Annotated in this window: 25 protein-coding genes; 9 read left to right on the top strand and 16 right to left on the bottom strand. The window is 58.4% G+C overall.

Annotated features, from left to right (window positions below; genetic code table 11):
* Positions 1-3: 3 nt before the first annotated feature.
* The 5 genes from tssG to tssB form a co-directional block, all read right to left on the bottom strand.
* Positions 4-1,020, bottom strand: a complete 1,017-nt coding sequence (gene tssG / locus J3362_RS11205; protein WP_349519773.1) for a type VI secretion system baseplate subunit TssG — start codon at positions 1,018-1,020, stop codon at positions 4-6.
* Positions 984-2,756, bottom strand: coding sequence for a type VI secretion system baseplate subunit TssF (gene tssF, locus J3362_RS11210; RefSeq protein WP_349519774.1), 1,773 nt, complete (start codon positions 2,754-2,756; stop codon positions 984-986). Before tssF ends, tssG begins: the two co-directional genes overlap by 37 nt.
* 146 nt (positions 2,757-2,902) lie before the next feature.
* The gene (gene tssE, locus J3362_RS11215) at positions 2,903-3,343 is read right to left on the bottom strand and encodes a type VI secretion system baseplate subunit TssE (RefSeq protein WP_349519775.1); all 441 of its coding nucleotides are present in this window, start codon (positions 3,341-3,343) and stop codon (positions 2,903-2,905) included.
* A gap of 3 nt (positions 3,344-3,346) precedes the next feature.
* On the bottom strand, positions 3,347-4,828 hold the full coding sequence (gene tssC / locus J3362_RS11220; RefSeq protein ID WP_349519777.1) for a type VI secretion system contractile sheath large subunit: 1,482 nt from the start codon (positions 4,826-4,828) through the stop codon (positions 3,347-3,349).
* A gap of 56 nt (positions 4,829-4,884) precedes the next feature.
* The gene (tssB, locus tag J3362_RS11225; protein WP_349519779.1) at positions 4,885-5,382 is read right to left on the bottom strand and encodes a type VI secretion system contractile sheath small subunit; all 498 of its coding nucleotides are present in this window, start codon (positions 5,380-5,382) and stop codon (positions 4,885-4,887) included.
* A gap of 278 nt (positions 5,383-5,660) precedes the next feature.
* On the opposite strand from tssB, the gene J3362_RS11230 reads away from it, so the two are divergent.
* Together J3362_RS11230 and J3362_RS11235 are read left to right on the top strand one after the other, a co-directional pair.
* Positions 5,661-5,921: an acyl-CoA-binding protein gene (locus J3362_RS11230; protein ID WP_349519780.1), complete on the top strand. Its 261-nt coding sequence runs from the start codon at positions 5,661-5,663 to the stop codon at positions 5,919-5,921.
* A gap of 133 nt (positions 5,922-6,054) precedes the next feature.
* Positions 6,055-6,372 carry a site-specific integrase gene (locus J3362_RS11235; RefSeq protein ID WP_349519782.1) on the top strand — a complete coding sequence of 106 codons (318 nt, stop codon included), beginning with the start codon at positions 6,055-6,057 and terminating at the stop codon, positions 6,370-6,372.
* A gap of 9 nt (positions 6,373-6,381) precedes the next feature.
* On the opposite strand, the gene J3362_RS11240 is transcribed toward J3362_RS11235, so the two are convergent.
* A complete protein-coding gene (locus J3362_RS11240; RefSeq protein ID WP_349519783.1) occupies positions 6,382-6,831 on the bottom strand; it encodes a hypothetical protein in 450 nt (149 codons plus the stop codon).
* Between the two features lie 111 nt (positions 6,832-6,942).
* Positions 6,943-7,458 (bottom strand): transcription elongation factor GreB, encoded by a 516-nt coding sequence (greB, locus tag J3362_RS11245; RefSeq protein WP_349519785.1) that lies wholly within the window; start codon positions 7,456-7,458, stop codon positions 6,943-6,945.
* Between the two features lie 302 nt (positions 7,459-7,760).
* On the opposite strand from greB, the gene J3362_RS11250 reads away from it, so the two are divergent.
* Positions 7,761-8,042 carry a hypothetical protein gene (locus J3362_RS11250; RefSeq protein WP_349519786.1) on the top strand — a complete coding sequence of 94 codons (282 nt, stop codon included), beginning with the start codon at positions 7,761-7,763 and terminating at the stop codon, positions 8,040-8,042.
* Positions 8,043-8,059: 17 nt separating this feature from the next.
* Here J3362_RS11250 and J3362_RS11255 read toward each other — a convergent pair whose 3' ends face one another.
* The 8 genes from J3362_RS11255 to ftsY form a co-directional block, all read right to left on the bottom strand.
* Positions 8,060-9,526 (bottom strand): HAMP domain-containing sensor histidine kinase, encoded by a 1,467-nt coding sequence (locus tag J3362_RS11255; RefSeq protein WP_349519787.1) that lies wholly within the window; start codon positions 9,524-9,526, stop codon positions 8,060-8,062.
* Entirely contained in the window at positions 9,513-10,193 is a 681-nt protein-coding gene (locus J3362_RS11260; protein WP_008175694.1) for a winged helix-turn-helix domain-containing protein, read from the bottom strand. The genes J3362_RS11255 and J3362_RS11260 overlap by 14 nt, the downstream gene beginning before the upstream one ends.
* A gap of 103 nt (positions 10,194-10,296) precedes the next feature.
* The gene (gene hyi, locus J3362_RS11265; protein ID WP_008175692.1) at positions 10,297-11,076 is read right to left on the bottom strand and encodes a hydroxypyruvate isomerase; all 780 of its coding nucleotides are present in this window, start codon (positions 11,074-11,076) and stop codon (positions 10,297-10,299) included.
* Positions 11,077-11,083: 7 nt separating this feature from the next.
* Entirely contained in the window at positions 11,084-11,995 is a 912-nt protein-coding gene (locus tag J3362_RS11270) for an NAD(P)-dependent oxidoreductase (protein WP_349519789.1), read from the bottom strand.
* Positions 11,996-12,235: 240 nt separating this feature from the next.
* Complete coding sequence (rpoH, locus tag J3362_RS11275) at positions 12,236-13,096, bottom strand: RNA polymerase sigma factor RpoH (protein ID WP_349519790.1); 861 nt, start codon at positions 13,094-13,096, stop codon at positions 12,236-12,238.
* A 192-nt stretch (positions 13,097-13,288) separates the two neighbouring features.
* Positions 13,289-14,296 (bottom strand): permease-like cell division protein FtsX, encoded by a 1,008-nt coding sequence (gene ftsX, locus J3362_RS11280; protein WP_349519791.1) that lies wholly within the window; start codon positions 14,294-14,296, stop codon positions 13,289-13,291.
* The gene (ftsE, locus tag J3362_RS11285; protein ID WP_349519793.1) at positions 14,286-14,978 is read right to left on the bottom strand and encodes a cell division ATP-binding protein FtsE; all 693 of its coding nucleotides are present in this window, start codon (positions 14,976-14,978) and stop codon (positions 14,286-14,288) included. The genes ftsX and ftsE overlap by 11 nt, the downstream gene beginning before the upstream one ends.
* Before the next feature lie 29 nt (positions 14,979-15,007).
* Positions 15,008-16,189: a signal recognition particle-docking protein FtsY gene (ftsY, locus tag J3362_RS11290; protein WP_349519794.1), complete on the bottom strand. Its 1,182-nt coding sequence runs from the start codon at positions 16,187-16,189 to the stop codon at positions 15,008-15,010.
* A 161-nt stretch (positions 16,190-16,350) separates the two neighbouring features.
* Between ftsY and rsmD the strand changes: the two genes are divergently transcribed.
* Positions 16,351-17,001, top strand: a complete 651-nt coding sequence (gene rsmD, locus J3362_RS11295) for a 16S rRNA (guanine(966)-N(2))-methyltransferase RsmD (protein WP_349519796.1) — start codon at positions 16,351-16,353, stop codon at positions 16,999-17,001.
* 82 nt (positions 17,002-17,083) lie between these two features.
* Here the strand turns inward: rsmD and J3362_RS11300 are convergent, their stop codons facing one another.
* Positions 17,084-18,262, bottom strand: coding sequence for a DesA family fatty acid desaturase (locus tag J3362_RS11300; RefSeq protein ID WP_349519798.1), 1,179 nt, complete (start codon positions 18,260-18,262; stop codon positions 17,084-17,086).
* A gap of 140 nt (positions 18,263-18,402) precedes the next feature.
* On the opposite strand from J3362_RS11300, the gene mutM reads away from it, so the two are divergent.
* The 5 genes from mutM (at position 18,403) to hslO (ending at position 21,887) form a co-directional block, all read left to right on the top strand.
* Complete coding sequence (gene mutM / locus J3362_RS11305; protein ID WP_349519800.1) at positions 18,403-19,215, top strand: bifunctional DNA-formamidopyrimidine glycosylase/DNA-(apurinic or apyrimidinic site) lyase; 813 nt, start codon at positions 18,403-18,405, stop codon at positions 19,213-19,215.
* 184 nt (positions 19,216-19,399) lie between these two features.
* Positions 19,400-19,729 (top strand): hypothetical protein, encoded by a 330-nt coding sequence (locus tag J3362_RS11310; RefSeq protein ID WP_008175672.1) that lies wholly within the window; start codon positions 19,400-19,402, stop codon positions 19,727-19,729.
* Positions 19,730-19,824: 95 nt separating this feature from the next.
* Positions 19,825-20,514, top strand: coding sequence for a GMP/IMP nucleotidase (yrfG, locus tag J3362_RS11315; RefSeq protein WP_008175670.1), 690 nt, complete (start codon positions 19,825-19,827; stop codon positions 20,512-20,514).
* Between the two features lie 41 nt (positions 20,515-20,555).
* Entirely contained in the window at positions 20,556-20,963 is a 408-nt protein-coding gene (hslR, locus tag J3362_RS11320; protein WP_008175667.1) for a ribosome-associated heat shock protein Hsp15, read from the top strand.
* A 69-nt stretch (positions 20,964-21,032) separates the two neighbouring features.
* The gene (gene hslO / locus J3362_RS11325) at positions 21,033-21,887 is read left to right on the top strand and encodes an Hsp33 family molecular chaperone HslO (protein WP_349519803.1); all 855 of its coding nucleotides are present in this window, start codon (positions 21,033-21,035) and stop codon (positions 21,885-21,887) included.
* The last annotated feature ends 88 nt before the right edge of the window (positions 21,888-21,975 follow it).

Raw genomic sequence — 21,975 nt, forward strand, 5'->3', positions numbered from 1 at the left:
GATCTACCGGCGAATCTGAATCCGGACCGCAGGCCGGCGCCGGGCCTTGTCCGGGGTCACAAAGGAGTTCCAGCCCAGCCGCACATCCTCCCCCAACTCCATGGGGCGGATGTCTTTCGGACGCATTTGAAGCTCCAGGTCGTAGGCCAGTTGCTCCCGTGTAGCGAACTCCACCAGTTTGACCAGGCGCTGGTGATCCTCGCCATTAGGCAGGAAATCTGCAAAGCGCTGCCGGCTGAGATTTCGCAAACGGAGCACGAATTTGCCACTGCGATCCCGAATGGCCGATCCCACCAATGTGTCGCTGCCCAGACAGGCGTTGGCCTGGCCCAGTCGGGTCTGTTGGTCATCGGCGATGGCCACCTTGCGCAGAACCCACTGCTCAATACTGACATCGTCCAGATCGAAGCAATGGGCAACGATGCCGCTCACCACCTCCGGCGACCGGCTGCGACCGGCCATCAGCCCGGAATAGGCCAGCATCTTGGACCAGTTAACCGGTGTCGCCTGCCGCAGCCGGCTGTCGCCGAGTCCTATCAGGGCAAAGATCAGTTCTGAAAAGCCGTCCGAGGCACCGGGCTGAAACCGAACGTAGTAGCGATACTTGCGCCACGCCCGGTGGAACAGCGTGACCAGGCGATGATTGAAAAAATCAAGAAAATGTCGGCGGATGCCCAGATTCTGCCCCGCTTCCCAGGCCAGATCCTCCAGGTAATAGCCCGGCAACGGCGACTGTGAGCCGTGCAACCCCAGAAAGCTGACTTCTATCTGGTACGGAGCATGTTCGTGCTCTGGCGACAGCGCCGAAACCACATCGCTGCCGGGAAACCCCAGCCCCGCGGAGGCGGAAAACCGGATCCTTTCCTGGCGGGGTTGATCGTCGCTGTTTCGCTCCAGATCATCCCCATGGTGCCGATGAATCAGATCCACCAACTGGAAAAAACTGTATCGCCGCGCATTGCCCAGAACAGGTTGCAGCTCGGCTACATCAGCGGCTGCTGACCTTGCTGTAACGTCCATGTGTACCGTTCCTGATTATCGGTGTTCACCACTTCCAGTTGGTGAAACGCGTTGATACTGGCGTAAAGGGCAAAGAACTGGCTGAGAACCGTGCCGAACAGGTAAAGATCACCCTCTGAGGCAAAAGCCTGCTGGTCCAGTTTCAGCACCGAGCGGATACCCCGCACCGGCAGGCCCTTGACCATCCGGTCAACCGGTGCTGTCTCGATACCGGTAATACCGGCCAGACGCTTCTGGGACACCCGCTCCGCCTGGCGGTCCACCAGAGCCCGGAAATCATAGACTCGAAGTACCGTGCGCAAGGCATCCACATCCAGCATGGACAGGTAATTGAGGGACAGATTCGAGATCAGCGTCCACAACAGGCTGCCATCCAGGGTTGGCCGCAGGGTCGCGGTGGGCCGGGTAATGTTACTGAAGGTGGCAAACGCCGGCGTGCTCTCGGTCGCCATGCAGATTTCGCCAACCGCCAGCTGGCTGGGCAGCTGGCGGTTGGTGCAGGTGAGGGTCAGGGAAACCGCTTCCTGCCGGCTCAGGCACTCCGACTCGTCACCCCGGACAAACGACATGTAGTGATCAAAGCCGTCCCCGCGCACGCTTTCCCGGGCCCGGACCCGGTAGTACAGGGCGGTGCGCCCTCGGTCCCGTTCCACCTCATGCTGGAAGCTCTCAAAGGCCGTGTAGATCCGGGGCTCACCGCGTCCGGACCGTCCCTCCAGCCAGCCTTCGACCTGCTCAATGCTGAACACCTCGTAGTGGTCCGGGGAGCGGCTGGAAGGCGAAATCCGGTATTCGGTCTGGCGGCCGTTCAGATCCACCGGCTCGCCTTCGTGGGTAAACAGGTTCACCGCCGGGGTGCAGTAGAGTTGGAAATTGTCCTCCCGCACTTTCGCATCCGGCGGCAATATCCGGCTGAATTGAAAACGCAGGCTGATTTCGTCCGCCTGCACCGCCGGCAACCGGCGGGCCAGGCCATGGATGTCCACGAAACGGAAGGCCTCAGGGAAGCTGAGGTATTCCTGCAAAATGCGGTAGCCGGGGTAGGCGTTCTTTGGGTACGGCAGCAGAGCCTCTTCGTTGCCAAAACCCACCGGTTGCAACAGCGAGGCAGGCAGGCGGTATACAGCGTCGCCCACCACCAGATCAATGCGTTCCAGATAGTGGTTCAGCCAGAAAAACAGGGTTTCGGCGATATGACTCTCGCCTCCCAGGTAAAAGCGCAGGCTGTCCATACCCAGTGACGACAGGGGCTGATCGGTGTGCAGCGCCAGGTCCACGGTCACCGAAGACACTTCCCGTGAGTGCTCCGCATGGGCCGCGGCAACGCTCACGGGAAATACGTCCACCGCCCGGCAGGTGCGGAACCGGCACTGGGTCTGGCGATTGGCATCGCCCAGAGGCCGGCTCTTGATCTCGGTGTGGCGGTCTACCCGCTGGCGTTCGCTGATGGCATGCAACTGCGGATCAAAGCGCATGATCGTGCAACTGGGTACCGGCCGCAGGTAATTCGGCCACAACATGTTCAGCAGCGAGTGGGTAATCTCCGGAAACTCGTCCTCGACCTTTTCCCGGAGCTTTCCGGTCAGGAAGGCAAAGCCCTCCAGTAGCCGTTCAACATCCGGATCGGTGCTCTGCTCCGACAGAAACCGGGTCAACTGCGGATGGGCATCCGCGAATTCCCGGCCCTGCAGTCTGAGAAAACTCAACTCGTCCCTGTAGAACCGATTTAACTTCATACAACTACCGCATCCTTGGGAGTATGAGATGGTCGGTATACTTTTCTTCCGGGAAAAAACAACTCGCTGCGCTCAGACATTTTTTTCCCTGCAGAAAAGCATCCCCACCGTCTCTCGCCATCCTTGGTGTTTGCTGATCCGTTTCGTTACACCACCTGGTAGTAACGTTTGTCATCCAATACTAAATCTATGGTTGTTTTGTCGTCATTTGGGCCGACATTCAGGTATACCGTCACCTGAAACCGCAATTGCAGCGGATCCGGGCCCTGGGGCAGATTAACGACATCCACCCGCTTCACTCTCGGCTCGAACTTCTCAATGCACTGTCGGATCGCCCCGCGGATCTGAACGCTCAGATCGTGGGTACCGAGCGTAGCGTCGTTGAAATCGAGCAGGCCCAGATCCGGCACGCTGGCACTGTTGCCCGGATGGGCGTTCAGCAGCCGAACGAGGTGACGCTTGATGGATTCAACAACGTAGGTGACGTCCCCCATACTCTGGCCGGCCGGTTCAGCAGCCTGTTCGAGTCTCTCGAACAGGCTGCCGCTGCTGGCCTGCGATCCGTCGCTGGCCGGGTGCTGGTACACGGATTAATCCTTGTCCAGCCGCCCAACCAGTGACAGTTCGAAGTTGGCACCCATGTACTTGAAGTGGGGCCGAACCGCCAGGGACACCTGGTACCAGCCCGGATCGCCTTCCACGTCAGAGACGGTGACCTTTGCCGCGCGCAGGGGTCGACGGCTGCGGACTTCCGCGGGCGGGTTTTCCTGGTCGGCCACGTACTGGCGAATCCAGGTGTTCAACTCACGCTCCAGATCCTGGCGCTCCTTCCATGAGCCGATCTGTTCCCGCTGCAGCACCTTGATGTAGTGGGCCAAGCGGTTCACGATCATCATGTAAGGGAGCTGGGTACCCAGCTTGTAGTTGGTTTCCGCTTCCTTGCCTTCCTTGGTGTTAGGGAACTGCTTGGGTTTCTGCACCGAGTTGGCGGAGAAGAAGGCCGCGTTATCGCTGCCCTTGCGCATGGTCAGGGCAATGAAACCTTCGTCTGCCATTTCGTATTCGCGACGATCGGTGATCAGCACTTCGGTAGGGATCTTGGCTTCCAGCTGGCCGAAGGATTCGAACAGATGCACCGGCAGGTCTTCCACCGCGCCACCGCTCTGCGGTCCGATGATGTTCGGGCACCAGCGGTACTTGGCGAAGCTTTCTGTCAGGCGGGTGGCCAGCAGGTACGCCGTGTTGCCCCACAGGTAATGCTCGTGGTCGCCGGACACGTCTTCCTTGTAGTTGAAGCTGCGCACCGGGTTTTCGGTGGGATCGTAAGGTACCCGCAGTAAGAAGCGCGGTGACGTGAGGCCCAAGTAGCGGGCGTCTTCGGATTCACGCAAGGAGCGCCATTTGGCGTATTTCGGGCCTTCGAAAACGGCCTTCAGTTCCTTGATGGCGGGCAGTTCCTGGTAGCTGTCGACGCCAAAGAACGACGGCGCCACCGAAGACAGGAACGGGGCATGGGCCACCGCTCCGACAGACGATACGTACTGCAGCAACTTCATGTCGGGTGTGGACGGGGTAAAGGCGTAATTGCCAACAACCGCGCCGACCGGTTCGCCCCCGAACTGGCCATATTCCGTGGAATAGATGTGCTTATAGAAGCCGGTCTGGGTAACGTCCGGCGCGAACTCGAAGTCTTCCAGCAGCTCGGTCTTGGTGGCGTGGAGGATATCCACCTTGATGTTCTCGCGGAAGTCGGTGCGATCGACCATGAGCTTCAGGCCGCGCCAGGAGGACTCCAGCTCCTGCAGCTTGGGCGCGTGCAGGATTTCATCCATCTGGGCGCTGATCTTTCGATCCAGCTCAACCACCATCTGGTCTACCAGGGCCTTATTGACCGGCTGACCTTTTTCATCGCTTTTCAACAGGTTGGCGATGAACGTTGCCACACCCTTGCGAGCGACATCGTAACCCTCATCCGCCGGTGCCATACGGCTGTTGGCCATGACCTGGTCCAGCAAGGACCCTTCTGCAACGGATTCGGAGGCAGCAGATTGCTGCACAGCAGTATCAGACATACCACATCCCTTCAGTACGTTTTGAATTCAATCGGAAGTTATGAGCGCGCGCTCGCTTACTCGTTGCTGTCTGTGGCCAATTCCAGTTCGGCCAGCAGCTTGTCCCGGGCGTCGTCGTTGTCCAGCAGTTCCTGAAGCTTGGAACGGAACGACGGTACGTTACCCAATGGGCCTTTCAGGGCCACCAGGGCTTCCCGCAGTTCAATCAGCTTGTTCAGCTCCGGAACCTGACGGGCAACGCTGTCGGGGGAGAAATCATCAAGGGTCTGGAATTCCAGGTTTACCGGCAGTTCGTCGGCGTCCTCATCCAGCTTGTTGGTCACGGTGGTGGAAAGGGTCAGGCCGGCTTCCTTCATGACCGAACGGAAGTTGTTCTTGTCGACGGAAATGGCCTTGCGATCTTCGATGGGGGTTTCTTCTGCGTGTCCCTTGAAATCGCCAACCACGAACATCTTCAGCGGCAACTCGGTTTCTGCCTGCTGATCTCCGGTGGCGGGGACGTACTTGATATTGATGCGCTCTTTAGGCGCGACGGAACCGTCTTTTGAAGACATGCGCTTGCTCCCTGTGCAAATCATTTGCAATTGTTCAATCCCTTGTACGCGCCCTCCTGGCGCGCAACGTTCAAAACTCTACACAGATCACTTGCCATTCTCAAGCAAAAACTGGCCAGCTTTCTTCGCGAATGTGCGGCCGGGCAAGCTTTTGCCAGAATACGCGGGATCTCCAGTTTGTCATCACTCATACGGAGATTCAGTCAATGACGGCATTGGTGGCTGTGGCTATACTCGCCCAACGAGCAGGATCAATACGAAACCATAAGGAGATCAGCATGAGTGACCTGAAAACCCGCTTCGACGAAGCCGTGAATTACATCCAGACCGCCGAGGGCGATTTCAAACCGTCCAATGAGATGAAGCTGGAATTCTACGCGCTCTACAAGCAGGCCACCGAGGGCGATGTATCCGGCAAGCGCCCGGGCATGATGGATTTTGTCGGCCGCGCCAAGTTTGATGCCTGGGAAAAGGCCAAGGGCATGTCCGGCGATGAGGCCATGCAGAAGTACATCGACAAGCTTGAAGCCCTGAAATAACTGGCGTTCCAGCCCAGACTCTGGTCGAAAAATGACCAGAGTCAATCTTCCTGAATTATGCTTTGCGCTCGTAAATCTCCTGTCATAAGATGCGCGCAAAATAACAATACCAATTCACCAGGAAGAGTTATTTATGGACATCACGGAAGCGCTGGAACAGTCCCAGCCAGGCTTGGTGGCACGGGTCAAGGACGCCATTCACAAGCACAAGCTCAATCAACGCTCAGAGCAAACCTACCTTCACTGGATCACTCGATTCGTGCTGTTTAGCGATCTGAAAGATCCGGATGCGCTGGCCAATGAAGATCGCCAGCTGTTTCTGGAGTACCTGAACGATCGCATGCGGGTATCCCGGGCGCGATTCAATCAGGCCAACCAGGCCCTGGCATTTTTCTATGAAGATGTTCTGGGTAAGACGCCCGCCGGAGACAACGGCTGCGCCGCAGCCTGATAGCCTGTCTCAACGCTCATTCATATTGATGTTAAGCGCGTCGTAGGTGCGATTCTCGGGTGGGCGGATCACGTAATTGTTGCTGTGGGTCTGCCCGGGAACGGATTTCGGATTGCTGAACCGGAACTCCACCGGAATCTGTGATCGGCCAAGATCCGTGCGGCTATCTCCCGGTCGAAGGCCGAGGGGATCCAGGTAGAAATCGTCTTCAACCCGGGGTTTGAGCGGCACACCCGCAGCCGGTGCCGCCAGGCCACCCTCGATAACGGTATTGGCCAGCGTCTCTTCCTCCATGGAATTCAGCTGGATGGTGTGGATGGTTGAGCGCTCTTCGTACTGGAAAGCACTGTCCTGCGCGTCGCTCTGCGCAAAGGCCGCACCGGCAGAAAATGCCCCAGCCAAGACAAGCACCGTGATCACCCTGCTCTGAACGTTCCCCGCTTCTCCACGCATACCCATGGCATTTACCCCGGCAGACGATCCTGTCTGCGACCAGTTGTGACAAATTTTGATCAGTTTATCGACTAATCACATAACCTGCCCGGGCACTCGCCAATTTTGTGACATCATTCACTTGTCGTCGGATGGCGCCTCGTAGCGAATTCCTACTACAAAGACCGACTTCCAACCTTCCGGAGTGCGAACGCTCACTTCGTCGTCCAGGCGTTTACCGATAAGGGCCCGGGCGAGCGGTGAGTTGATGCTGAGATAGCCTTTGTTCAAATCAAACTCGTCCGCGCCGACCAGGCGATAGGTCTGTTCGTCGCCATCTTCGTCTTCCACCGTTACCCAGGCACCAAAAAACACCTTGTCCCGGTCATCCGGTAATCGGTCCACAACGGTCAGCTCTTCCAGGCGTTTGCCCAGAAAGCGCACCCGGCGGTCGATTTCCCGCAGCTGCTTCTTGCCGTAAATGTACTCGGCGTTCTCGGATCGATCACCAAGAGCGGCAGCTTCCCGCACGGCCTGAGTCACTTCCGGGCGCTTTACCTTCCAGAGATACTGCAGTTCATCACGCAAGGCCCGCTCGCCTTCCGGAGTGATGTATCTGGGGCGTGGGCCGCCATTACCGGGAACCTGGGTCATTGGTCTCGCAACGTCCTCTGCCAGTTGGGAATCAGAAATTGGAAGGGCATAAAAAAACCCCGTAAAAACGGGGTAAGGCTAGCGCTGTGCTGGAGGGAGAAGCAAGCAACAAATCTGCAGGCTTCCAAAGCTACAGTTTCAATTATGCACAGCATGGATTACACCGGCGTGGCCGAGGAATTACCTTTTAGTCAGGGAAACTCCGAACGCTGGCCCCGGGAATTAGGTTGCAGACTCTAGGTTCGGAGCATAGCGTAGCGCTTATAGTCTTTTTGAACGTTTCCATTCTCGGAGAAAACAACATGAATACTCAGAAGCTGCTGAACCTGGCACTCAATGGCGTGGATGTTATTGGTTACCGGCTTGACCAGTACGGAATTACTGGCAAGGTCAATCGGCACAACATTGCGGCTTTTCTCGCGGCCGAGCAGAAGCATCTGGAAGGTGAGTGGGACAGCATTCAGGTGCGGGTAAACCGTCGTCGCTCCCAGGTGGAAAAGATTACCCACGAGATCGAGTCCCGCAGAGACGCGCTGATTGGCCCCGTGATTTCACGCATCAACCGTTTCCGCGCCAGTCAGTAAGTATTTACGCCGGCGGATCAAGAGGCGGTTCGGGTTTCCCCGGCCGCTGAATCCGTCGGCTGCTCCGCTTGGGCCGCGCGAATGCGTTTGCGGGCTTCGGTAAAGGCGGGGATCTTCACCGCTACGGTCAGCCCTGGCGGCTCCTCGCCGGGCTGGGTATCGCTCAGAACAATCCGGCCCTGATGTATTTCTGCAACAGCGCTCACCAGGCTAAGCCCAAGACCGTTACCCGGTAGCGAACGACTCTTGCCAACCCGGTAGAAACGCTGGAAAACCTGGTCCTTCTCGGCATCGGGTATACCGATGCCACTGTCCCGAACTTCAAAGACCGCCTCAGCACCCTCGCGTCGAACGGAAACGCCGATCACGCCATGCTCGGGCGTGTATTTGATGGCGTTATCAATCAGGTTGCTGACCATCTGGAACAGAAGGTCGCGGTCGCCCTCGATCATCACTCCGCTTTCCAGGCCCTGCTCGAACGACTGGTCCTTGTCCTCGGCCAGCGCCTCATAGAGCTCACAGGCATCGGTGACCAGCTCATCCAGCGGCACCGGTTTCATGTCGGCGGTATTACCCCGGGTTTCCAACCGGGCGATGCGCAACAACGCGTTGAAGGTGGCCAACAGCTGATCGGCCTCCGCCACGGCGCGCCCGGCCTGCTCCCTCGCCTCGTCGTTATCCACCGACATCAGGGTATTTTCAAGCTGGTTGCGGAGTCGGGTCAGGGGCGTGCGCAAATCGTGGGCAATACTGTCGGAAACGTGTCGGATGCCCTCCATCAGATACACAATCCGGTCCAGCATCTGGTTCAGGTTTTCCGCCAGCTGGTCGAAATCATCGTCGGTGCCCCGGGTTGGAATCCGCAGGGACAGATGGCCGTTCATGATCCGCCGGGAAGTGTTGTTGATAACCTCGATACGCCGGGTCGTGCTGCGGCTCATCAGGAAGCCACCAAGCAGCGCAAGGGCAAGGGTAATACCCATCCCCCAGTTGATGGCCGTTTCAATCACCCGCTTGAGGTTGGTGAGTTCGTCGACATCCCGCCCGACCAGCAGGCGTAAACCACCCTGAACCTCAAAAATCCGCGCACGGGCCAGGCGCTCAACCCCGGTCCAGCCGACGGATTCGTTCAGGGTGAAATTGATCCAGCCACTCTCAGAACGGCTGCCTTCCGGCCAGGTCTCGATGTTGCCCGCCAGCTTCAGGAAGTCGTCGGTGGTTAGCAGATAAATGGACTTGGCGTTCGGGTCGCGGGCAACGCGCTCGCGAATGATGGTGATGAGGCCGTTTACCCCACGGCCACGATACTGCTCCGCCAAACCGGCGATTTCCGCTTCAATGGTTTCGTCGGTCTGGGCGGTCATGAAGCCCGCCGTACGCCAGTAGATAAAGGCCAGTAACAGAAATACCGAGGTGGCAAACACCACCATGTACAGCAGGGCTAGCTGGAAGGACGAGGTCCTGAGCTGGCTAAGCAGTTTCACGTAACATGTACCCTGCACCCCGGATGGTCTGCAGTAAGGGTGTATCGAATTCCTTATCGATCTTGGCTCGCAGCCGACTGATGTGCACGTCGATAACGTTGGTCTGGGGATCGAAATGGTAATCCCAGACTTTCTCCAGCAACATGGTCCGGGTGACCACCTGGCCGGCATTACGCATCAGGTACTCCAGCAGACGGAACTCCCGGGGCTGGACATCGATATTCTGGCCGGCCCGCTTTACCGTGCGTGCGAGCAGATCCATTTCGAGATCGGCGACCCGCAGTACGGTTTCGGTTTCCGCCGACTGCCGATTTCTGCGCACCAGAGACTCGATACGGGCCAACAATTCGGTGAATGAAAACGGCTTGGTGAGGTAATCATCGCCGCCACCACGCAAACCTTCCACGCGGTCGTCCACATCACCCAGGGCGCTGAGAATCAGAACCGGCACCTGGTTTCCGGTCGCACGTACCGTTTTGATAATGGACAGACCGTCCATTCCCGGCAGCATGCGATCTACAATCATGATGTCGTAATCCTCGCTGGCCGCCATCATCATGCCTTCCTTGCCATCGGCTGCATGGTCGACCACGAAGTCGGATTCCTTCAGCCCTTTGACAAGATAATTTGCAACGTCCTGATCGTCTTCGATTACCAGCGCTTTCACCGGCTCTCCTCCCGATAGCGGATTACAGTAACGACAAGGGTACGAAGAAGTTGGCAACCCGGCCAGTTACGATCTTGTAAGAGGGTGTCGCCAATGGCGACGGTCAGGCTTTCCCCGGAAACCAGCCCAGACTGTCACCGGTTGCACCGGTAGGCCGGTATTCCGCGCTTACCCAGCCGTCATATCCCATGGCATCGATGGCCGCAAAAACATTCGAAAAGTTAATCTCCCCCGTGCCGGGTTCATGTCGCCCCGGGTTGTCCGCAAACTGAATGTGGCCGATCCAGGGCAAAAGACACTCCATGGAGCGCACCAGATCCCCTTCCATGATTTGCATATGGTAAAGGTCATACTGCAGGCGCACGTTGTCGGCGTCGATTTCCTCGATCAGAGCGAGCACCTTGCCGGAGGTATCCAGTACGAAGCCCGGCATATCCACGCGCGAGTTAATGGCTTCCAGGCACAGGGTAATGCCCTCGTCGGCCAGCCTGCCCGCTGCCCAGGCGACATTACTCACCAGCGTCTGCCAGGCAATGTCATCGGAAACGTTCGCCGGCTTCAGCCCCGCAAGGCAGTTCAGCTGCCGGCAGCCAAGGGCTTTGGCATAGTCTATCGCCTGATCCACGCCGGCCTGGAACTCCTCAACCCGGTCCGGCAGGCAGGCGATGCCCCGTTCACCGGCGTCCCAGTTACCGGGCGGCAGATTGAACAGCACCTGAGTCAGCTGATTGTCGCTAAGCATCTGGCCGAGTCGCTCTTTGGGGTAGGCATAGGGGAACAGGTATTCCACACCCTCAAAACCCGCGGCCCGGGCCATGGCAAAGCGCTCGGGAAAGTCCACTTCCGTGAACAGCATGGACAGATTGGCAGCAAAACGGGGCATGGCGTGTTTACTCCTTCGGGCCGCGGCCAAGGGAGCCCAGCAGGGCACCGTTCAGGTGCTCCAGCTCCAGCAACAGGCCACTGTGGTCGACATCACTGTGGCCATTGGCCACCAGCGACAGATATTCGTTATGCGTCTGCTGAGCCAGGGGCAGGGTCAACCCTTCCGCACGGGCCTCATCCAGAATCATCCGCATGTCCTTGAGCTGAATCCGCGCCGGCGCGCCGGGTGCAAAATCCCGGTCAATCATCCGCTGGCCGTGCAGCTCCAGAATCCGGCTACCGGCAAACCCGCCCAGCAACGCTTCCCGCACAGCCGCAGGATCCGCCCCGCCCTTCGCCGCGAGCAACAAAGCTTCTGATACAGCACCAATGGTGATACCAACAATAGCCTGATTGGCCAGCTTCGCCAGTTGCCCGGCGCCAACAGGACCAATCCGCGTGCACTTGCCGAGCGCCTCGAATACCGGCCGGACGCGATCCACATCCGCTTCCGAACCACCCGCCATGATACTCAGGCGGGCTTCAGCCGCGCCCACAGTACCCCCGGACACCGGCGCATCCACATACCCAGCGCCCTGCTCTGCAACCAACTCGCCATGGCGCCGGGCCACGGAAGGTTGAATTGAACTCATATCGATCACCAGCGCGCCCGGCGTCAGGGCATCAATCGCGCCCTGGGCGACCAGCACCTGCTCCACCACATCGCTGTTCTCCAGCATGGTGATCACCACCTCGGCATTGGCAACCGCCTCCGCCGGGGATTTGGCAATGGTTGCTTCAGAAGCAAAGGGCTCGCACTTGCTGGCCGTTCTGTTCCAAAGGGTCATCGGAAAGCCCGCGTTCAGGAGGTTACGGGTCATGGGCGCGCCCATCAGGCCGATGCCAAGAAATGCGATATGAGGGAGTTTATCAGTCATTTTTCAGGCCTTTGCACAAAGGTTCGAGAAGGGATTGGGTGGGCCTTTCCAAAACCGTGCGGAGCCATGGATGGCGGAGCCGAGCGTACAAGGACGTATTCACAGCGTGTTTTGGAAAGGCCCACCCAATCGCTTCTGCCCCCAAGGTAAAGTTTCCGATTATACAAACAAAAACGCCACCAACCGGAACCGGTGGTGGCGTTTTTTTACAACTCAGGTACTCAGTGGCTAGCCAATCACTCAGGCCACCTCGGACATCTGCATGCGAATCTTCTTCATCGCATTTTTCTCTAGCTGCCGTATACGCTCGGCCGAAACGCCGTACCTGTCGGCCAGCTCGTGCAGCGTCGACTTGCTTTCAGACAACCAGCGCTCCCGGAGAATATCCTGGCTGCGCTCATCCAGTTGCCCCAGAGCCTGCATCAGCCGGCCATTGGAATCGTCCGACCAATCCGCGTTTTCAAGCTGGGTCGCCGGGTTGCTGCGAGCGTCTTCCAGATAATACGCCGGCGCCTGGTAGGCGTTGTCGTCATCGTCGTCCTGAGGACCGTCAAAGGCGGTATCCTGAGACGCCAGCCGGCCTTCCATCTCCCGGACAACCTTGGGCTCAACGCCCAGATCTTCGGCCACAGCGTTCAGCTCATCATGGCTGAGCCAGGCAAGCTTTTTCTTCTGGCTGCGCAGGTTAAAGAACAGCTTGCGCTGGGCCTTGGTGGTGGCCACTTTCACGATCCGCCAGTTGCGCAGGATAAATTCGTGAATCTCTGCCTTGATCCAGTGAACCGCAAAAGAAACCAGCCGCACGCCGTATTCCGGGTTGAAGCGTTTGACCGCTTTCATCAAGCCAACGTTGCCTTCCTGGATCAGGTCCGCCTGAGCCAGGCCATAGCCCGAATAGCTCCGGGCGATGTGAATTACGAAGCGAAGGTGAGACATAACCAGATGACGGGCGGCTTCCACATCGCCCTCATAGTGTAACCGTTCAGCCAGGTCCCGCTCCTCATCCACGGTGAGAACCGGAATGCGACTCGCAGCCTGAATGTAAGACTCGAGATTCTGACCCGGAACCAGTCTGTCAACCAGTTGTAAACTCGTACCCATGCTCTAACCTCCGAACCCAACGGCCCATAAATATATCAGTTACTATTTAGACCGCCAAGAACCCTGAAAGTTCCCGAAATCTCCAGTAAAACGTTTCAAATCAACTAGCTGGAAATCTCACTGTGGCTTTATTGACTCTCAACCTACGCCAATAGAAGCTGTTTCTTCAATACGGTTTTACCGCTATCCGGATCACCCACCTCCGGCAATATCACCCGGCTCCATGTCATCCAGGTGACGCTTAACCGCGACCCAGGCGCCCAGCCAGCCTAGCAGCATCGCAACAATTATCAACGCCAGCGCACCATCAAACTGCAAGCCGTCGAGCGAAAAATCACTCCGGTACAGTCCCGCCAGCCGCTCTATGGGCCCGCTGAGCCACCACAAAGACAGTTGCAATAGAATTAGCGCCACAACACCACCACCGAGCCCGAACCAGGCGCCGGTGTACAGAAAAGGCCTGCGAACAAAACTGTCTGTTCCGCCCACCAGTTTTGCAACCAGAATTTCGTCACGGCGGCTCTCGATCGAGAGACGCACTGTATTTCCGATCACCAGCACAACAGCGGCAGCCAGCAGGATCGCCAATGCCCAGACGGCGCGGGCCAGCAGATCGGTCATGGCATTCAGGCGCTGCAACCAGCCCAGATCCACCTGAACCCGCTCTACGCCTTCCATCCCCTCGATGAACCGCACGAGCCCCTCAACACCCTCGGTAGAGCGGGCGCCCTCCTCCGGTGTAATCAGCAGGGTATGTGGTAGCGGATTATCTTCGAGGTAGTCCAGGGCATCTTCCAGGCCCGATGAGGCCCGAAACTCCGCCAGGGCCTGATCCCGATCAACCAACTCGACGCCAGAGACCCGGCCATCGCCAGCAATGTCGTTGCCCAGCACCCTTGCGCGCTCGAGCGGTACATCCAGCTCGATGTAGGCAGTCACCCGCGCACTGCTCTCCCAACCCGCGCTAACCCCCTGAAGGCTGGTCAGCAGCAACAGCAGCGCCACCGGCAGGGCCAGGGCAACACCCATTACGGTCCAGGTCATCAGGCTGGCCACCGGGTTACGCCAGAGACGGCGGGCGCTATCCTCGGCAACCTTCCGATGATGGGTGAAATAGCTTTCAGCCTGCTCACGCCAGGGCGAGCGGGCCTTGTTGGCACCCCGTGCCGGTTGTGACTTTTTGCGCGGATCAGCGGCCACTGGCACCTCCGCCAATAACCGAGGTGCCGCCGGTCACCAAACGGCCATGGTCCAGCTTCAGCGTTCGCCGCCCCATCTCGTTGATCAGGGCGATGTCGTGGGTTGCGATCAACACAGTAACGCCCACCTGGCTGAACTGTCCGAACAGGTTCATGATGTCCGAGGACAGGGCCGGATCCAGGTTACCTGTCGGCTCATCCGCCAGCAGCACCGGGGGTTTGTTTACCACCGCCCTGGCAATACCGACGCGCTGCTGTTCCCCGCCGGAAAGCTGCATCGGGTTCATTTTTTCCTTTTGCAGCAACCCTACCTTGTCCAGGGCCGCCCGCACACGCCGGCCCGTGTCTCTGGGGGACGCACCCATGACTTCCAGAGGCATGGCGACGTTGTCGAAAACGGTGCGGTCGAACAGCAGCTGGTGATTCTGGAAAACCACGCCGATATGGCGGCGAATGTAGGGGATCTGACGGCGCGGCAAGCGGTTCAGAACCTGCCCGCCTACCACCACCTCGCCGGCACTGGGGCGCTCCATGACCATAATCAGCTTCAGCAGGGTACTTTTACCAGCGCCGGAATGGCCGGTCAGGAACGCCAGCTCGCCCCGCTCCAGGCCAAAATTGACCTGCCGCAGGGCGGTGTGATCACTGTCGTAACGCTTGGTGACCTGGCGAAACTCAATCATGGGAGGCTTCCGCGCGGCTGGATTCCGGGCTATTCGTCAAACAGGGCGTCCACAAAGGTTTCGGCATCGAAGCTGCGCAGGTCGTCCACCTGTTCACCAACACCGATATACCGGATAGGCAACTGCAACTGACGGGCAATGGCAAACACAATACCGCCTTTGGCTGTGCCGTCCAGTTTCGTTAACGTAATGCCACTGACGCCCACGGCCTGCTGGAACACCTGCGCCTGGCTCAGGGCGTTCTGGCCGGTGCCTGCATCCAGCACCAGCATGACCTCGTGGGGTGCGGATTCGTCCAGCTTCTTCATAACCCGGACCACCTTTTCCAGCTCCTGCATCAGGTTGTCCTTGTTCTGCAGGCGACCGGCGGTATCGGCAATCACCACATCAACACCACGGGACTTGGCTGACTGGATGGCATCGAATATCACCGAGGCACTGTCAGCGCCGGTGTGTTGCGCCACCACCGGAACCTTGTTGCGCTCACCCCAGACCTGCAGCTGCTCGACCGCAGCAGCACGGAAGGTATCGCCGGCGGCCAGCATGACCGACTTTCCTTCGTTCTGGAATTTCTTGGTGAGCTTGCCAATGGTGGTGGTCTTGCCCACCCCATTTACGCCCACCATGAGAATGACATAAGGCGTCTTGCCGGAGTCGATCTGCAGTGGCTTGGTGACATCCTTCAGCAGACCATGCAGTTCATCCCTCAAGGCCTTGCGCAGGGCCTCACCGTCTTTGAGCTGATTGCGCTCAAGCTTGTCGGTGAGAGAATCGATGATTTCAGAAGTGGCGGTTACACCAACGTCTGCCATCAGCAGCGTGGTCTCGATTTCCTCCAGCAGTTCCTCGTCAATTTTCTTGCCAAGCGAGAACATGTCGGACAAGCCACCGGTCAGGCTCGCCCGGGTTTTGCCCAACCCCTTTTTGATTCGCTCGAAAACGCTGACTTGAGGCTCCGGTTCCGGTGCTTTCTGCGGCTCGGGCTCTGGGATCGGTTCCGGTTCAGCTACCGGCTCTGGTTGTGGCTCTGCGGCGGCAGGCGCTTCGCTCTCGCCCTCTTCCGGCTCTGGTGCCGGCCCTTTGGCGACCTCGGGCTTGCGCTGCGGCACCGGCTTGGGGTGTGGCGCCCGGCTGCGGTTGCCGGCGATATCCAGGACAAATACGAGCACAAGAAGGGCCAGGAGGCCGATTGAAATCCACTCTGCCGTCATAAAAATCAATCCATCAGTCTGAATGGGCGGGACGAAGAAAGCCGATATTCTAGCAGACTGTCCCGGTGAAGTGAGGGTCGCCCCGATTATCGCGACCGTAAACGTTTCCGGTAAGATGCAGACACATATCCTGAACCAAATATTTCCCTGGAGCGGCGGCTATGGCGCGCAGACAATCCGCAAGCAGGTCTCACCAGACGAGATCCCCAGCTGGTCGCGAGGCGGCTTCGGCTGGCAAAAGCAGCGGCACCGGTGAGCTGCGAATCATTGGCGGCGACTGGCGCAGCCGGAAACTGCGCTTTCCGGACGCCGGTGGCGTTCGACCCACCCCCGCGCGCACCCGGGAAACCCTGTTCAACTGGCTTGCCTTCCACCTTGCGGGCAGTGACTGCCTCGATTTGTTCGCCGGCTCCGGCGCCCTCGGGCTCGAAGCTCTTTCCCGGGGTGCCGGACGGGCCACACTCGTGGACCATACGCCAGCCCTGGCCGGAGCACTGCGGGACAACCTCCGGTTGTTGAAATCCGACAACGGCGAGGTGGTGTGTTCGGACGTCGAAAGCTATCTGGTCCAGAGAAACCGGCAGCCATTCGATATCGTGTTCATGGATCCGCCGTTTCGCCAGGGCTGGCTCGAAAAGCTGTTTCCGCTGCTGGAACAACAGGCGTGGATCAAACCCGGCGGCTGGGTTTACGTGGAACACGAGAGCGAGCTGCCAACGCCTTCTGTGCCTGTATCCTGGCAGTTGCACCGGCAGAAGAGTGCAGGACAGGTCACCTACTCCCTGTTCCGGGTCGTTTCCGGGCCAGAATGAAAAAGGGGTCAGATGAAGGCTTTCATCTGACCCCGGATTCCCCGCCGAAGCAGGTTTACGTCGATTCTCTACCCGGCCGGCATCAGGCCGAGGGGCGCAGAGAGTAGGCCCGGAGGTGCTCGGCGAACTCTTCCAGATAGCGAATGCCGCTGGCTTCCGCCTCACGGCACCACTCCATCAGCGCGTTCAGCTTGTCCTGGGGTTTGAGCCCACGCTGACGCCAGAGCGCCTGCAGCTCGTGGCTCTTCTCATAGATCTGGCGAAGTACCGCGTTGCGCTCCAGCACAGACTCGAGGGTTTCCTTCTCCTTCGGCTGAATCAGCGTGATCTCTCGGGAGAGCAATTGCTTGAGCTTCCGGTAACGGGGACGGATCTCATCATCCATCAGAGACTTCTGCTGGCGCAGCACCGGCTCCATGACACGTTTACGGTACTGGCGCATGATATCGAACCGATTGTTGGCGATGGCCTGAACCGTTTCCACATCGACCTCCAGTTTACCCGGTACATGGTGGGCAATCGGTCGATAGCCCTTGGGCTTGGCCAGTCCGAACAACTGGAACAGGCGAATGTAACCCCAACCGACATCCACTTCGAACCAGCGGCGGGACAGCTTGGAGGAATTCGGATAGGTGTGGTGATTGTTGTGCAACTCTTCGCCGCCAATCAGAAAACCAATAGGCGAAATATTGCGGGCGTTATCAGCGCATTCGTAGTTCCGGTAACCCATCCAGTGGCCGATACCGTTGACCACACCGGCAGCCCAGACCGGAATCCACATCATCTGCACCGCCCAGATCCAGATACCGTGAACGCCAAACAGGGCAAGGTTGATCACCGCCATCAACGCGATGCCGAGCATCTTGTAGCGGCTGTAAACATTGCGCTCCACCCAGTCTTCCGGTGTCCGCTGGCCATAGCGTTCGAGCGTTTCGGGCGTCGCCGATTCCGCATAGAGTTCGGCGCCCTGGAAAAGGACCTTGCGAATACCCAACACTACCGGGCTGTGGGGATCTTCCTCGGTTTCACACTTGGCGTGGTGTTTACGATGGATGGCGGTCCATTCCTTGGTATTCTGCGCAGTGGTTAACCAGAGCCAGAACCGGAAGAAGTGTTTCAGGGCCGGATGCAGATCCAGCGAGTTATGCGCCGAATGGCGATGCAGGTAGAGCGTTACACTGACAATCGTGACGTGTGTCATTCCGAGGGTGACCAGAATGAGCTGCATCACCGACAGGTCAAGAAGACCATTAAACCACATAGCAAATCCTCAAAATCAATATCTTTGGCGCGAGGCCAACCTTCACACTTTAGCGTACAGCTGTAAGCCACAACAACAGCATTTGGATGCAAAATTGTTACTTATTACACTTAGCCGTTTTCCACCGGAGATTCCCGCCCGTGCCTGAACTGCCCGAAGTAGAAACGACCCGACGGGGTATTGCACCCCACTGCGAAGGCGAGACAATTACCCGAGTGACAGTCCGCAACGGCAGTCTGCGCTGGCCTGTTCCGGCTGATCTGGGAGAGCGGCTGGAAGGTCAGATTATCAAGAGCGTAGACCGCCGGGCCAAGTATTTGTTCCTGAACATGGACCGGGGCACAGTGATTGTTCACCTTGGCATGTCTGGCAGCCTGCGCATCATCACCGACAATACCCCTCCCCTGACCCATGATCATATCGACGTGGTATTGCAGTCCGGAGTCATTCTTCGATTCAACGACCCACGCCGTTTCGGCTGCTGGCTGTGGGCTGATTCCGCCGAAGAACACCCGCTGATCACCCACCTGGGGCCGGAGCCCCTGGCCCCGGAATTCGATGGCGCGCACCTGTTCCGGCTCTCTCGCGGAAAAAAAACACCGGTGAAATCGTTCATCATGGACAATCAGGTGGTCGTGGGTGCCGGTAACATCTACGCCAATGAAGCGCTGTTCAAATCAGGGATTCATCCCCGCCGCAGGGCCGGGAGAATCAGCCTCGACCGCTATCACCGGCTGGCCGAAGCCATACGGGAAACGCTCAGCGCCGCCATTCTGATGGGCGGAACCACCCTTCGGGACTTCGTGAACAGCGATGGTAAGCCCGGCTATTTTGCCCAGTCCCTGCTGGTGTACGGCCGGGGCGGCCTGCCCTGCAAGGAATGCGGGGCACCACTGAAGGAAATACGGATGAACAACCGCTCAACGGTTTACTGTCCCCGCTGCCAGCGCTGAATGCTTACCAGATCGCACATTCTGCAACGAAAAATCGTTTGAAAATGCGCAAATATGATTCATAGTTAACAGAGGATTAACGCCCACGGTTTACAATAGGATGGTATCCAATTGATGCGATCCGGGTTTGCTTTTCTTTAAAGCAGCACCCTTTCAGGGCCACTAAAGCTCAGGAGACAGTAAGATGACCCGCAAGATTTCTCGCACCCTGGTAGCCACTGTGGCGGCCTGCCTGTTGGCATTCTCATCCCTCGGGCATGCCCAGGCCGTGGACGAAACCCCGTCGGCACTGGCAATGACCGGTGATGCGATTTTTGTTCGCCCGGCCTTGCTGGCTACCACCATCGTGGGCAGCGCTGTCTATCTGGTCTCCCTGCCCTTCTCCCTGCTGGGCGGCAACGCCGATGAAGCAGGGGAAGTTCTGGTGATGGGCCCGGCCAAGGCGACCTTCGTGCGCTGCCTGGGCTGCACCCGCACCGGCAAGAAACCCGAGACGGTCCAGACCAGCAACTGATCCGGCTACATCGGGCACGCCTCCGTACTATCACGGCTTGCCCCGAAGATCGAACTCCGGCAGCCTGAAGCAAATTCTTCAGGCTGTTTTTCTCTATGGTTGACTGGTCCTCGCTTAACACGGTGTTCCTGGATATGGACGGGACATTGCTGGATCTGCATTTCGATAACCACTTCTGGCTCGAGCATCTGCCGGCAAGGTACGCCGAGCACTACGACCTCCACCCCCAGGAAGCGAAAGACCGCCTGATCCCGATGATCATGGCCGAGCGCGGCTCACTGAACTGGTACTGCACCGATTACTGGAGCGAGCGGTTGTCCCTCGACATCACGGGGCTGAAAGCAGAAGTAGGCGACCGGATCGGTTACCGCCCCCACGTCACGGATTTTCTCGATGCCCTCCGACAAGCCGGGCTTCACTCGGTGATTGTCACCAACTGTCACCCCGACCCCCTGGCCCTGAAGCTGAAACGAACCGGTCTCGATACAAGGGTGGATGCCATTGTTTCCAGCCACCAGTTGGGCAAGCCCAAGGAAGATCCCTCGTTCTGGCAGGACCTCCAGCGGGTAACGCCTTACCAGGCCGAAAGCACCCTGATGGTCGACGACAGTTTTCCGGTGCTGGAAAGTGCGCTAGCGGCCGGCATTGCCCAATGTCTGGCCGTACTGGCGCCGGACAGCCAGCAGGAAGCCCGGGAACAGCACCCGGAAATACCCTGCATTCATCACTTCGATGAAATTCTCCCAGCGCTTCGCCAGCGGTCGCCCCTGCCATCCGGCCGATGACAGGGTTATAATTGGCCTACAAGCCCATCAGGTGAGGAGACATGACGGCATCAACCGCTGACGACCAACGTGTAAGACTCGATAAATGGCTCTGGGCCGCCCGATTCTACAAAACCCGCTCCCTGGCCAAGGAAGCGATCGAGGGTGGCAAGGTTCACTACAACAGCCAGCGATGCAAACCCGGCAGGCTGGTGGAAGCCGGCGCAAAGCTGACGTTGCGCCTGGGCTGGCAGGAAAAAATCATTATTGTTGATGACATCAGCGACCGGCGCCGTGGTGCACCCGAAGCCCAGAAGCTTTACCACGAAACCGAAGACAGCGTTAAGAAACGCGAGGAAATGGCCTGGCAGCGTAAAACCATGCAGGCAGCGCAGCTTCCTCCGGCCAGACGGCCCTCAAAGAAAGACCGGAGGGACATTCAGCGCTTTCGCGAACAGAACGGCCTCTGAACCCTTTTTTACATCCCCGCCCTCAGTCAAACGTGCAACGACCGGCATTCAGCATTCAGGAGACACAACATGGCAGCCCGCGACCAGTTCCAGCGCTTTATCTTTGAACACAGCCAGGTGCGGGGAGCCTGGGTGCAGCTAGCAGACAGCTATCAGGAAATCGGCAGCCAGGCGCCCTACCCGGACACCGTCCGCGAGCTCCTTGGAGAGGCACTGGTGGCGAGCATCCTGATGAGCAGCACCCTGAAGTTCGAAGGCACGCTGTCGGTCCAGGCCCAGGGGGAAGGGCCACTACGCACCTTGATGGCCGAGTGCAGCCACGACAGACACATCCGCGGCCTGGCCCGCTTTGACGAACATGCGGTCAGCGAGGACAGCTTCCACGATCTGCTCGGCGAGGGTCGAATGGCCATCACCATCACGCCCAACCGCGGCAACCGCTATCAGGGCGTTGTACCCCGGGATCAGGAGACACTCTCCGGCTGCCTTGAGGAATACTTTGATCGCTCGGAGCAGATTCCCACCAGCCTGTTCTTGTTTGCCGACGAGAACGGCGCTGCCGGCCTGATGCTCCAGCGCTTGCCGGGAGCTACAGAGGAGGATGAAGACCTCTGGGACCGGGTAAACCATCTGGCCCGAACCGTGGAAGCCTCCGAATTGCTGGAGCTGGATAGCGAAACGCTGCTTCACCGCCTCTTCCACGAGGAGACTGTACGCCTGTTTGACGCCGAACCGGTCGCCTTCCAGTGCAGCTGTTCCCGGGAGCGCACCCTCGGTGCCCTGGAAGCCATTGGCCGCGAGGAGTGTTACAGCATTCTTGAGGAACAGGGCACTATCGAAATGGACTGCCAGTTCTGTCACGCTCACTATCGCTTCGATAGAAATGATATTGATCATCTTTTCACCGGCCATACGCTACACTAGAAACACGTTTGATTAGCCGGGAACCCGCTGATAGCAAGGCTTCCCGGGCAGTCGTTTTTTACCGGCGTCTCTGGCATAATAGCGCGCC

Source organism: Marinobacter sp. NFXS11, assembly GCF_040148675.1.
Lineage (GTDB): Bacteria > Pseudomonadota > Gammaproteobacteria > Pseudomonadales > Oleiphilaceae > Marinobacter.

Bases quoted from the DNA above. Each gene is read 5' to 3' on its own strand.
- J3362_RS11230 (WP_349519780.1), top strand. From the start codon at position 5,661: ATGAGTGACCTGAAAACCCGCTTCGACGAAGCCGTGAATTACATCCAG.
- tssC (WP_349519777.1), bottom strand. From the start codon at position 4,828: ATGTCTGATACTGCTGTGCAGCAATCTGCTGCCTCCGAATCCGTTGCA.
- greB (WP_349519785.1), bottom strand. From the start codon at position 7,458: ATGACCCAGGTTCCCGGTAATGGCGGCCCACGCCCCAGATACATCACT.
- J3362_RS11240 (WP_349519783.1), bottom strand. From the start codon at position 6,831: ATGGGTATGCGTGGAGAAGCGGGGAACGTTCAGAGCAGGGTGATCACG.
- J3362_RS11310 (WP_008175672.1), top strand. From the start codon at position 19,400: ATGACCCGCAAGATTTCTCGCACCCTGGTAGCCACTGTGGCGGCCTGC.
- hslO (WP_349519803.1), top strand. From the start codon at position 21,033: ATGGCAGCCCGCGACCAGTTCCAGCGCTTTATCTTTGAACACAGCCAG.
- ftsE (WP_349519793.1), bottom strand. From the start codon at position 14,978: ATGATTGAGTTTCGCCAGGTCACCAAGCGTTACGACAGTGATCACACC.
- J3362_RS11235 (WP_349519782.1), top strand. From the start codon at position 6,055: ATGGACATCACGGAAGCGCTGGAACAGTCCCAGCCAGGCTTGGTGGCA.
- tssB (WP_349519779.1), bottom strand. From the start codon at position 5,382: ATGTCTTCAAAAGACGGTTCCGTCGCGCCTAAAGAGCGCATCAATATC.
- J3362_RS11270 (WP_349519789.1), bottom strand. From the start codon at position 11,995: ATGACTGATAAACTCCCTCATATCGCATTTCTTGGCATCGGCCTGATG.
- rpoH (WP_349519790.1), bottom strand. From the start codon at position 13,096: ATGGGTACGAGTTTACAACTGGTTGACAGACTGGTTCCGGGTCAGAAT.
- tssG (WP_349519773.1), bottom strand. From the start codon at position 1,020: ATGGACGTTACAGCAAGGTCAGCAGCCGCTGATGTAGCCGAGCTGCAA.
- tssF (WP_349519774.1), bottom strand. From the start codon at position 2,756: ATGAAGTTAAATCGGTTCTACAGGGACGAGTTGAGTTTTCTCAGACTG.
- J3362_RS11250 (WP_349519786.1), top strand. From the start codon at position 7,761: ATGAATACTCAGAAGCTGCTGAACCTGGCACTCAATGGCGTGGATGTT.
- hslR (WP_008175667.1), top strand. From the start codon at position 20,556: ATGACGGCATCAACCGCTGACGACCAACGTGTAAGACTCGATAAATGG.
- hyi (WP_008175692.1), bottom strand. From the start codon at position 11,076: ATGCCCCGTTTTGCTGCCAATCTGTCCATGCTGTTCACGGAAGTGGAC.
- rsmD (WP_349519796.1), top strand. From the start codon at position 16,351: ATGGCGCGCAGACAATCCGCAAGCAGGTCTCACCAGACGAGATCCCCA.
- yrfG (WP_008175670.1), top strand. From the start codon at position 19,825: ATGGTTGACTGGTCCTCGCTTAACACGGTGTTCCTGGATATGGACGGG.
- J3362_RS11300 (WP_349519798.1), bottom strand. From the start codon at position 18,262: ATGTGGTTTAATGGTCTTCTTGACCTGTCGGTGATGCAGCTCATTCTG.
- ftsY (WP_349519794.1), bottom strand. From the start codon at position 16,189: ATGACGGCAGAGTGGATTTCAATCGGCCTCCTGGCCCTTCTTGTGCTC.